Here is a 10966-nt window from a genome sequence, read left to right as displayed (position 1 = left end):
TTTTTATGCCCCGATTATTCTTTGTTTGTACTGTGTTTAGAAGGAAGACAAAGGTCCAATTTTTTCTTTTCAAAAAAAAATATTGCAGCTATTGATTATTTAAAAATATATTTGTATGTATAATTTAGTACCTAAAATGATACACACAACACACTCAATACGAGTACGTTACGCAGAAACAGATCCAATGAAATACGTATACTACGGCAACTATGCAACGTACTTCGAGGTAGGGAGAGTTGAGCTCTTCAGAAGCATAGGAATTTCATACGATGAAATTGAAAACCAAGGAATTTGGCTTCCTGTTTCAGACTATAAAATTAAGTATATCCGACCAGCTTTGTATGATCAAAAATTAGAAATCCATACTTATGTTAAAAAAATTCCGGGAGTAAGGATCGAATTTGAATATGAAATTTATAATGAAGAGCATATTAAAATAACAGAAGCTTCCACTACTCTATTCTTTCTGGATGCAAAAACCAACAAGATCATCAAGTGTCCCGATTTTCTGATGGAAATGATAGAGAAGAATTGGAAAGAGATTAGATGATAAAGATTAGGGAAATATTCTGTGAAATATCGGCAGAAGCCTATTGATACCAATGGTGAATTTTGCTTCGTAAGTGAATGGTGATTTTTTTAATGGACAGTAAAGATTCAAGATAATGACAGCCTAATAAACAAGCAACAAAAAGAAACCAGCAGCTTATGCTATCAACTCTCAACTTAAAATTCTCAACTTTAGACCTTGAACTTTGAACCCTATTTATGAATTAATTCGCACCTTTGTACCTTTATTTTAATCATCCCCTATATATTATATTATGAAGATTGCATTTTTGGGACCTCATGCCAGTTTCACCCAGCTTGCCGCAGCACAGCTGTTTCCTGATGAAGAGTTATTACCACAAGCCAGTATTCTGGATTGTTTTAAGGCTGTTGAAAACGGAGAAGCAGTAAAAGCTGTTGTACCGCTGGAAAACTCTATTGAGGGAACAGTTTCTATGACGCTGGACTATTTATATAAAACCCCGTCTATTAAAATTGAAGCAGAAGCGGTAATGCCTATTGCGCATCACCTGATGATTCACCCGGAAAATTCTATTGAGAATATTGAAAGAATATATTCGCATCCGCAGGCACTGGCACAGAGCTTCCATTTTCTGGATACACATTATAAGGAGATTCCGAAGCAGGATTTTTCTTCTACAGCTGCCGCTGCGAAATTTGTTTCAGAAAATCCGGATGCTACTATTGCTGCAGTAGCCAATCAGTTTGCTGCTAATCTATATGGATTAAAGATCATCAACCGTAATATTCAGGATTTTGAACAAAACCATACCCGGTTCATCATCATTTCTAAACAGCGGAACAAGTACCAAAATGATAAATTGGAAACTTTAGGAGAAAAAGCAGGAATGCTGATAACTCTTCCGGAAGATCATCCAGGCGGGCTACATCAGGTTTTATCGGTTTTTGCATGGCGAAAGATGAACCTCAGCAAAATTGAATCCAGAACATTAAAGACAGGACTGGGCAACTATTTCTTCTTTATCAATGTGGAAGGACCTTGGGAAGAAGTATTACATGGTAATGCTCTCAAAGAGCTTGAATCTATTAATGCTAATGTTGATTTTCTTGGAAACTATAAGGAATTCCTCTTAGAAAGCTAGAAAAAAATCAATAAATACACTTAAAACACTGCCATCGAAGCAGTGTTTTTGTTTTTAAACCAATTAAAAACCGGAAAAAAAACAATTTTTATAAAAAAATATCCGGTGTTTAACACCTTTCTTTTATTAAAAAAATAACCCACACAATAGGGAGAAATACTTTTCTTTAAACACCTTATAAACAGACGATTAATTATAAAATAAATATAATAACTCGTAATTAAATTATACAGTAATATTACCTAAAATATAAACATATGTTTAAATATATTACATCATATTAATATTAAAATTATAAATTTCACAATGTCGGGTATGATTTTTGTTGTATATTTGCTTAGCAACTAATTAAAAATCTTGATCATGAAAACTAAACTTTACAGCTTAATGTTAGCATGCGCAACCTTACCTTTATTTTCACAAGTTGGCATCAATACAGCTACTCCATCTGCAACTTTAGATGTTAATGGAACACTGAAAGTTAGAGATACACCCGCAGCTACGTCATTACCTGGCTATCAGGTTTTAGCAATTAACCAGGGAAGCACTCAGGTTTACACCGTAGACCCAGCATTATTAATAGCCGCATCAGGAACTAATACTACCAATACTACCGTATATTCTGCAAAAAAAAGTACTGGCATCAGTCTCCTTTCCGTAGGTGTATTGGGAGATTTCAAACCTGTTAATTTTTTAGCATCCGAAAGAACCATAGGTAGTGCAGCTTTATTCAATGATACCACTTCAGCTTATACAATACCATCAGACGGAATATATGCTGTATCATATTCATTCCGTTTTGGAACAGGACTTCAAGCTTCTTTATTAAGTAGTGGTACTGGTATTGGAATCACCAGAACAAGAGGAGCCGGAGCCGGCGTTACTACATTAATAGACTCCCGTCTCTTCAGTGGTGTCAATCTTGTAGTGGCTAATTTAACTATCTCGGACAGTCATATTAATGCACTATATTCTTTCCAGGCAGGTGATAGAGTAAACTTTGGATTTATTGATCCAGGTATTAGCTTAACATTATTATCAACGAGTACTACATCTTTCTCCATTTACAAAATATCCAACTAGTAAACATATTGTTAGTTATCTATACCATTTAACCCACCACTTATACTGTGATGGGTTAATTTTTTAAATAGCTTTTCAAACATTTCTTTATATTTGATAAAACTAATGAAATGAATGAATTTGTTGCTGTCATCATACTTATAGTAATCTTCATCATTTTCAACAATCTGAATACTAAAATCAGAAGACTTGAAAAGGAAATCACTGACCTTAATTATAAAATCAATAAGGCCGCGGCTCAATCCGAAGTAACCCATAAAAAAACTTCAACGGAAGAAACTATTATTCCTCAGCAAGTACAATCTCATCAAATTGCTCCTGAAGAAATAAAACACGGGGAAGAAAATGAAGAGAAATCCCAACATCAGCTCAAAAAGACTGGCTGGCTCCTGTTTTTGATTTTTTAAAACAAAATGCGCTTACCATCATTGGTATTTTCACTCTTGTTCTCGGAATCGGTTATTTTGTGAAGTATGCTATTGATAAAAACTGGATTGGAGAAACAGCAAGAGCAGGTATTGGTTTTTGTACCGGAGCAGGAATTATCATTATAGGACATTTCCTCAGAAAGAACTATACAGCATTTGCATCTATAATAACCGGAGGTGGGATTGCTGTACTATATTTCACCGCAACCATTGCCTTCCGGGAATATCATCTTTTTACACAGAATACAGCTTTTGTAATCACCGCACTGATTACGGCAGCATCTATTATTCTATCCTATTATTATAAAAGTGAAGTCTTAATCATTTTCTCATTAATAGGAGGCTTCAGCGCCCCTTTGATGATAAGTACCGGGCAAAGTAACTACCCTTTCCTTTTTATTTATCTGACTCTTTTAAATATTGGAATGCTGGTAGTCTCTTTTCTTCAACACTGGAAAAGTGTGGGATGGACTGCCTATATTTTTACAACCACTTATCTTTTTTACTGGACAAACGAGAGTCCAGAGCTCTTAAGCATTACTTTTTATATGATAAGTTATGTGATTTTCTATTTTTTTGCCCTGCAAGATTATATCAGGAAAAATATACTTTCAACATCTGATATTCTAATACTAGCTTTTGCAAATTTTTCAAGCGTTCTTGGACTACTCTATATTTTTGATACATTAGCCTATGAACCTCCAATTATTTTTCCAGTTATTTTCGCAGCAGTCAATTCCATTCTGTTCTTTAGAGAACATAGACGAAAAAACTTCGGAGTTGCTTATTCTGTATTTGCTGGGCTCGTTACCAGCCTTATCACTACTGCTGTAGCCGTTCAGTTTAAAACCCACCTCATTACCAGTATCTGGGCAATAGAAACCACCCTGCTGCTTTTCATCTGGAAAAAAACAGGTCATAAAATTTTCAAGATTTTCTTTTACATTCTTTTCCCATTGGTGATAATCGCTCAGATTATAACCTGGACAGAGTATCTGGGGACAACAAATTTTAATATCATATTCAATCCCCCATTTATTACCAGTTCGTTTACCATCATTTCCATAATGATCAATTTATATTTATTAAGAAATACAGGAAAAGAGTCACAGGAGAAAGTCAATCCCATTCTTGAAGATCTTATTACCATGATCAGTTATGGAATCATTTATATCAGTTTTCTTCTTGAAATCATATACCATGTTTCAGAAATGCCCTGGTCAGCAATTGTCAGCATAGGACTGCTATTCAGTATTTATTATCTTTTTATATTATTACTTCTCAGAAAACAACTGAATATCAGAAGTGATATTCAGACCGTTCTGATTTATCTGTTTTTCTTTCTGATAATCCTTAATACATCAGTTTCTACACTACCAGTGGTCACAGCTGTTTTAACAAAAAAACTCAACTTAAGTTTTTACTTACTGCATCTACTTCAGTGGATTCCTTTTATATATGTATGTTCCAGAATCATTCCATCATCACAATTCCATAAAGCCCGGATTTCTTACTGGATTCTGTCTTTGGCACTTATCATTTCCATAAGCTGTGAGCTTCATCATTCCTATGTTTTAATGGTTTCTGATGACATTCCTCATTCTTATGAAGCAAGCGAACACTTCAATATTCTTTACCTTCCTATTGTATGGACCATTCTTGCCAGTATTTTTATTTACACGGGTTTGAAAAAGAATATCCAGGAATACAACAAGATTGGTTTTGCATTGATAGGGCTTATGGTTTTAAAACTCTACGGTTATGATGTATGGCAAATGGATAATATTTCTAGAATCAGTGCCTTTATCGCTCTCGGAATTATCTTACTATTAAGTTCTTTCGCTTTCCAACGCCTGAAAAACATCATCAGAAATATGGTGGATAAAAAAGATAAAAGTAAGGAAACCGCAGACTGATAATCAAGATAAAAGTTTTTATTATAAATAAAATGTAAAACAATTTAAGATTTCATTCACATTTTATAAAAAATAACTATATTTATCACGTTTTTAACAGTTACATATTCTGATTATGAAAAAATTACTCTATTCTTTTTTAATACTATCTTCTGCTACTTTATCTGCACAGCAAAAAAATCCTGCTGTGAAGTTTGCAGTTGCTGACAACGCTATCGGAACAGTAGAATTGTTCAATGCGAAAAAGAACGTATTGCAGGTTTCTAAAGTATACAATACCCCGGCAAGTCTTCCCCAAAGTTTAAAAAAATACAGTTCAGTTTTTACAAAAGGGGTGACTGAATACAAATTCAAAAACGGAGAAAATATATTTGACAGAATGTCATTATCCAATATGAATGCACAATATAATATCCCGGCAGACAATCCGGTATTTATTGAAGGCTATGAATTTACAGATACCAGCACAATGATCTATCCTGAGATCAAGAAAAAAGCAGAAACAAAAGATTACAACGGTAAGAAAACATTATTTATCTATACTACCGAGTAAATTGAATACAATAAAAGAAGGATGCCATTTTTTAGCATCCTTCTTTATTTTTAATATTTATTGTTCCATTTTTTCTTAAGCTCCTCATATATCTTCTTTTCCGTAGAATTATTACCGGGCTCATACAATTTTGCATCTCTTATTTCTTCAGGAAGAAAGTCCTGTTCTACAAAATTTCCTTCATAAGAATGTGCATATTTATATTCTTTTCCATAGTCCAGATCTTTCATCAGTTTTGTAGGAGCATTTCTCAAATGAAGCGGGACCGGCAGATTTCCGGTTTGCTTCACCAAAGCCAGCGCTCCATTAATGGCCATATAAGCAGAATTACTTTTAGGAGAAACCGCAAGATATACGGCTGTTTCACTTAATATAATTCTCGCTTCAGGATTCCCGATCACATTGATTGCCTGAAAACAATTATTAGCAACCACCAGCGCATTCGGATTAGCCAGTCCTACATCCTCAGCAGCCAGAATAAGCATTCTACGGGCAATAAACTTAATATCTTCTCCTCCGGCAATCATCCTTGCCAGCCAATAAACAGCTCCATTAGGATCACCACCACGCATTGATTTGATAAAGGCTGAAATAATATCATAATGCTGCTCGCCGTTTTTATCATACAGCGCCATTGTTTCCTGAAGAACTTCAAGAACATCGGAATTAATGATTTCCGTTGTACCGGAGTTTTTATATTGATTCAAAACCAATTCTACAGAATTGATTAATTTCCTAGCATCACCACCTGAATATTGAATAAAAGCTTCTTTTTCAAAGATTTTAAAATCAGTCCCTTCATCTTTATTATATCTTTCAGAAGCAATATCAATCAACTCTTCAAGCTTTTCATAACTTAAAGCTTTTAAAATATAGACCTGACTTCTTGAAAGCAAAGCTGAAACCACTTCAAAACTTGGATTTTCTGTAGTCGCTCCTATTAGTACAATCCAGCCTTTTTCTACTGCATGCAGCAATGAATCCTGTTGGGATTTATTGAAACGGTGAATCTCATCAATAAATAATATAGGTGATTTTCCTGAAAACAGGTTCTGTTTTTTGGCATCATCAATGACGTCACGAACATCTTTTACTCCGGAAGAAACCGCAGAGAGTTTATAGAATTTTCTTCCTGACTGTTCTGAAATAATTTCAGCCAATGTTGTTTTCCCGGTTCCGGGAGGCCCCCAAAGAATCAGCGAATTCAGGGTGTTATTTTCAATCATTTTTCTGATTGTTCCTTTATCGCCGGTAAGGTGTTCCTGCCCCAATACATCGTTCAGGGTTTTGGGTCTTAATTTTTCAGCTAATGGAATATTTTGATTCAAAGTAATTCTATTTTTTAAGATCAATGTTCCGGATTTTCGATCTCCGAAACTTATAACAAAATTAAACTAATTTTCATTTTTTTACCCTATTTTTGCATTGTTTTGAAACTTACATTCAATAAAATCATTACATTTCCGCTGGTAATTTTGATAAAATTTTACCAATGGTTCATCTCGCCCTTACTTCCCAAAAACTGCCGCTACGAACCTACCTGTTCTCATTATATGATTGAGTCTCTTCGGGTTCACGGGATCTTTAAAGGTTTCTGGCTGGGATTTAAAAGAATTTTAAGATGCCATCCATGGGGAGGCAGCAGTTATGATCCCGTTCCACCCAAACATAAATGTCAATAATCAAACTATTAAATCAATAGAAAATGAATACTATTTTTTTCAGAATTTATCTTGTGCTGTTGGCGTTCACAACGCAGCTTCTTTTCGCACAGGAATACCCTGGAGGTTTATCTGACGGAACTTTAGATATCAACGGAAGCAATATTCCTGTAAAAATCTATTCTACCACAGAGATGGGAGACCTGAGTGCTTTTCCGGACAGAGCCATTAATAATAATGTTGTGGTTATCCTGAACGGATCAAGCCTTGAGCCTGCTTATTATAATTATGCCGTTTCAGCATTGACAAGATTCAAGGATTCCAAATATCAGTTTTTTGATAAACACTTTAAGCTGATCAATGTCCCTGCTACTCAAGAAAATGTTACAACGTTCAAATATGCAGTAAAATCTGCAAAACCTATCACAGATTCTGATAAAGTAGAACTTGAAACTCCATTTAAAATATGGGATCCTTCAAAAGGCCTGCATATCGGATCATTTACTCTTCACTTTTATAGTTTGATGTTTGTATTTGCATTTGGTTTCGGATATGTTTTAATGACCAGAATCTTTAAGATTGATAATATTAACCAAAGATATCTGGAACCTCTTTTCACATGGACATTAATTGGGACGATTCTTGGGGCAAGACTAGGACATGTTATTTTTTATCAGCCGGAATTATTTAAAGAGGATTTCTGGAGTGTATTTTTACCCATAAGCACAAAAAATGGTTTTAAATTCACAGGATTTTCAGGACTGGCAAGTCACGGTGCTACTATCGCTTTGATTTTCACTACACTTTATTATTCATTTAAGATCATCAAAAAAAATCCATTCTGGGTTTATGACAGATTAGGTATTGTAGTAGCTTTAGGAGGTGCTTTTGTAAGAATGGGGAACTTTTTCAATTCTGAAATCGTTGGTAAACCTGCAGATCCAAACTCTCCTTTCGCTTTGCTTTTTCCACAGCAAAGCAGCGAATATGGTCTTACCGTACCCCGTTACCCAAGCCAGCTATTTGAAGCTGTAGGGTACGTTCTTCTTTTCATTTTATTATGGATACTATATAGAAAAACAGATAAAAAATATCAGCAAGGATGGTTGTTCGGTTTGTTCTTTATTATCCTCTGGGCCATCAGATTCTTTGTTGAGTTTCTTAAAGAGCCGCAAGGTGACGAATTCATTCAGATTGGTGGTCTGAATACAGGCCAGGTACTTTCTATTCCGTTTATGATCGCGGGAGTTATTATCATGATCGTTTCTAAGAAGTTTAAGATAACTCCGGAAGAAAACGAGAAACCTGAATACATTGAAAAAGCGTAAGCACACTGTAAATTGAAAAACTCCGGTTTTAAGATAAAAAAGGCAAATCTGTAGCGGTACAAATTTGCCTTTTTCTTTTCAATTTATTTTAAAAAGCCATTCAGTCCATTTGTTCTATTACAAGCTCCTCGCAACTTTCCTGTTCAGCTCTTCAAAAACATTTCCGAATTCACCAATAACATCCGTAGGAAGCATAGCTTCCATTGAATACCTTTCTGAAGCAAGATCAGCCGATCTTCCGTGAAGCCACACCCCCAACATACAGGTTACTTCTTCAGAATATCCCTGCGCTAAAAGTGATGTCAGAATTCCGGTAAGGATATCTCCACTGCCTCCTTTCGCAAGACCTGCATTCCCGGTTATATTGTAAAATACATTTCCTTCCGGAGTAATAATTTGTGTATGATGATCTTTCAGTACGATATAAATACTATATTCTTTTGCTTTTTCTCTGGCCAATTCTAGTCTTTTAAAAGAATTTTCCGTACTTCCGAAAAGCCTTTCAAACTCTTTCGGATGAGGAGTAATGATTGATTTTTTGGGTATTAATTTTAAATTTCCTAATTTTTTAGATATAATATTCAATGCATCAGCGTCAAGAATGAGTGGGCTTGTAAAGTTTTTCAGAAAATCCAGAAACCTTTTCTCAGTATCTGAATGAGTTCCCAGTCCAGGCCCTATGCCACAGGTAAAGTCTTTATCTACCTCAAAGTTTGTAACAAACTGCTTTCCTCCTGCTATAAACATAGCTTCTGGGCATGAGGTCTGCAGTATCTCATACCCACATTCCGGTGCCAGAGTGAACGTCAGGCCAGCTCCGGTTTTTAAGGCGGATTGTGTAGCCAGAACAGCAGCTCCAATTTTCCCATAACTTCCTCCTATGATGATGGCATTACTATAGCTGCCTTTATGAGAAAACTCCTGTCTGGGCATGAATAATGATTCTATCAACTGATCATCAATAACAAAGTATTCCGTAGCAGCTGTATCAGCATAGGTATTGCTTAAATCAATATCCAGCACTTCTACTTTTCCGGTATACTTTCCTGTTTCAGGGTGGAGAAAAGTTCTTTTCCAGCATTGAAAAGTCAAGGTATAATCAGACTTCAGAATAACGGAAGCATTGTCGAAGATTTCATCTGCAGGCAATCCGGAAGGAATATCAATGGATATTTTAATATTCTTTCGGGTGTTCAACTGTTCAACAATCTCTTTGTACTCACCTTCCAATGGTCTGGATAAACCCGTTCCGAAAAGGGCATCAATAATGATTGTTTTATCATCAAAATTATAATGTTCAATCTGATCAAATTTTCTGACCGAAATTCCTGACATATCACGAAGCCTTTTCAGGTTCACCAAAGCATCTTCCGAAAATTTCCGTTTGGAATCACCTACAAATACATCTACATCAAAGCCCTTTAGGTACAGTATTCTTGCTACTGCCAATCCATCTCCTCCATTGTTTCCGTTACCACAAAATACAGCCAGTTTTTTATGATTTTTACAATGTTCCGAAATCCAGTGTGCCACTGCCATCGAAGCTCTTTCCATCAATTGTATGGATGAAACCGGCTCGTGGGAAATCGTAAACTGATCCCAGCTGCGTATCTGCTCTGCGGTAAAAATTTTCATAGGTAAAACAAACTTTTAAGCAAATTACAAAAGATTTTTCATTATGATACCACGTCAATAACAAAAATAATGAGACCTCATTAATGAAGTAAAGGATCTGTAAAAAGCTGAAATATTCATTAAAACAAATTCTAAGAATTCATCATAAAATTCAATGTTTTGGGAATAAAAAACTATAAAAATTAGTGTTTTTTACATTTTTAAATTATATTTTTGTGTATATACTAATTAAAAAAATATAAATTATGGGATTTGTAAAAGAATTTAAAGAATTTGCCTTTAAGGGGAATGTTCTCGATTTGGCTGTAGGTGTGATCATTGGTGCGGCTTTTGGTAAAATTGTTTCGTCTTTAGTGGAAGATGTAATCACACCTCTGATACTCAATCCGGCATTAAAAGCAGCAGGTGCAGAAAATATTTCAAAACTTACATGGAATGGTGTGGCTTATGGAAACTTTCTTTCAGCCGTAATCAGCTTCCTTTGTATCGCTATGGTTCTTTTCTGGATCATCAAATTAGCCAATAAAGTCAACAAAAAAGAGGCTCCGGCTCCTGCAGGACCTACAGATGATCAAAAATTACTGACAGAGATCAGAGATTTGTTGAAAAGCAAAAATATATAATCAGTAAACCTGATAACAATCTACAAAGTAAAAGCACCTCCATGGAGGTGCTTTTGCTATATC

11 protein-coding genes are annotated in these 10966 nt (G+C 35.1%); 9 read left to right on the top strand and 2 right to left on the bottom strand.

Features of this window, described 5'->3' with window-relative positions:
• Positions 1-136: 136 nt before the first annotated feature.
• From KIK00_RS22860 to KIK00_RS22835, 6 genes are all read left to right on the top strand, one after another.
• Positions 137-553 carry a thioesterase family protein gene (locus tag KIK00_RS22860; protein WP_255816703.1) on the top strand — a complete coding sequence of 139 codons (417 nt, stop codon included), beginning with the start codon at positions 137-139 and terminating at the stop codon, positions 551-553.
• 274 nt (positions 554-827) lie between these two features.
• Complete coding sequence (gene pheA, locus KIK00_RS22855) at positions 828-1676, top strand: prephenate dehydratase (RefSeq protein ID WP_255814530.1); 849 nt, start codon at positions 828-830, stop codon at positions 1674-1676.
• Between the two features lie 363 nt (positions 1677-2039).
• A complete protein-coding gene (locus KIK00_RS22850) occupies positions 2040-2759 on the top strand; it encodes a hypothetical protein (protein WP_255814529.1) in 720 nt (239 codons plus the stop codon).
• A gap of 110 nt (positions 2760-2869) precedes the next feature.
• Complete coding sequence (locus KIK00_RS22845; protein ID WP_255814528.1) at positions 2870-3166, top strand: hypothetical protein; 297 nt, start codon at positions 2870-2872, stop codon at positions 3164-3166.
• Between the two features lie 59 nt (positions 3167-3225).
• Positions 3226-5103 carry a DUF2339 domain-containing protein gene (locus KIK00_RS22840; RefSeq protein WP_255814527.1) on the top strand — a complete coding sequence of 626 codons (1878 nt, stop codon included), beginning with the start codon at positions 3226-3228 and terminating at the stop codon, positions 5101-5103.
• 115 nt (positions 5104-5218) lie between these two features.
• The gene (locus KIK00_RS22835; protein ID WP_255814526.1) at positions 5219-5656 is read left to right on the top strand and encodes a hypothetical protein; all 438 of its coding nucleotides are present in this window, start codon (positions 5219-5221) and stop codon (positions 5654-5656) included.
• A 50-nt stretch (positions 5657-5706) separates the two neighbouring features.
• Here the strand turns inward: KIK00_RS22835 and KIK00_RS22830 are convergent, their stop codons facing one another.
• Positions 5707-6984, bottom strand: coding sequence for a replication-associated recombination protein A (locus tag KIK00_RS22830; RefSeq protein ID WP_255814525.1), 1278 nt, complete (start codon positions 6982-6984; stop codon positions 5707-5709).
• Between the two features lie 102 nt (positions 6985-7086).
• On the opposite strand from KIK00_RS22830, the gene yidD reads away from it, so the two are divergent.
• On the top strand, positions 7087-7338 hold the full coding sequence (yidD, locus tag KIK00_RS22825; RefSeq protein ID WP_255814524.1) for a membrane protein insertion efficiency factor YidD: 252 nt from the start codon (positions 7087-7089) through the stop codon (positions 7336-7338).
• A 503-nt stretch (positions 7339-7841) separates the two neighbouring features.
• Positions 7842-8645: a prolipoprotein diacylglyceryl transferase gene (gene lgt / locus KIK00_RS22820; protein ID WP_255816702.1), complete on the top strand. Its 804-nt coding sequence runs from the start codon at positions 7842-7844 to the stop codon at positions 8643-8645.
• A gap of 117 nt (positions 8646-8762) precedes the next feature.
• On the opposite strand, the gene KIK00_RS22815 is transcribed toward lgt, so the two are convergent.
• Positions 8763-10280 (bottom strand): NAD(P)H-hydrate dehydratase, encoded by a 1518-nt coding sequence (locus KIK00_RS22815; RefSeq protein WP_255814523.1) that lies wholly within the window; start codon positions 10278-10280, stop codon positions 8763-8765.
• A 245-nt stretch (positions 10281-10525) separates the two neighbouring features.
• Between KIK00_RS22815 and mscL the strand changes: the two genes are divergently transcribed.
• On the top strand, positions 10526-10903 hold the full coding sequence (gene mscL / locus KIK00_RS22810; protein ID WP_255814522.1) for a large conductance mechanosensitive channel protein MscL: 378 nt from the start codon (positions 10526-10528) through the stop codon (positions 10901-10903).
• The last annotated feature ends 63 nt before the right edge of the window (positions 10904-10966 follow it).

It is taken from the genome of Chryseobacterium sp. MA9 (assembly GCF_024399315.1).
In the GTDB taxonomy this organism is placed as follows: domain Bacteria; phylum Bacteroidota; class Bacteroidia; order Flavobacteriales; family Weeksellaceae; genus Chryseobacterium.
The sequence above is the reverse complement of the archived record's forward strand: the minus strand, read 5'-3'. Positions and strand labels throughout refer to the sequence as shown.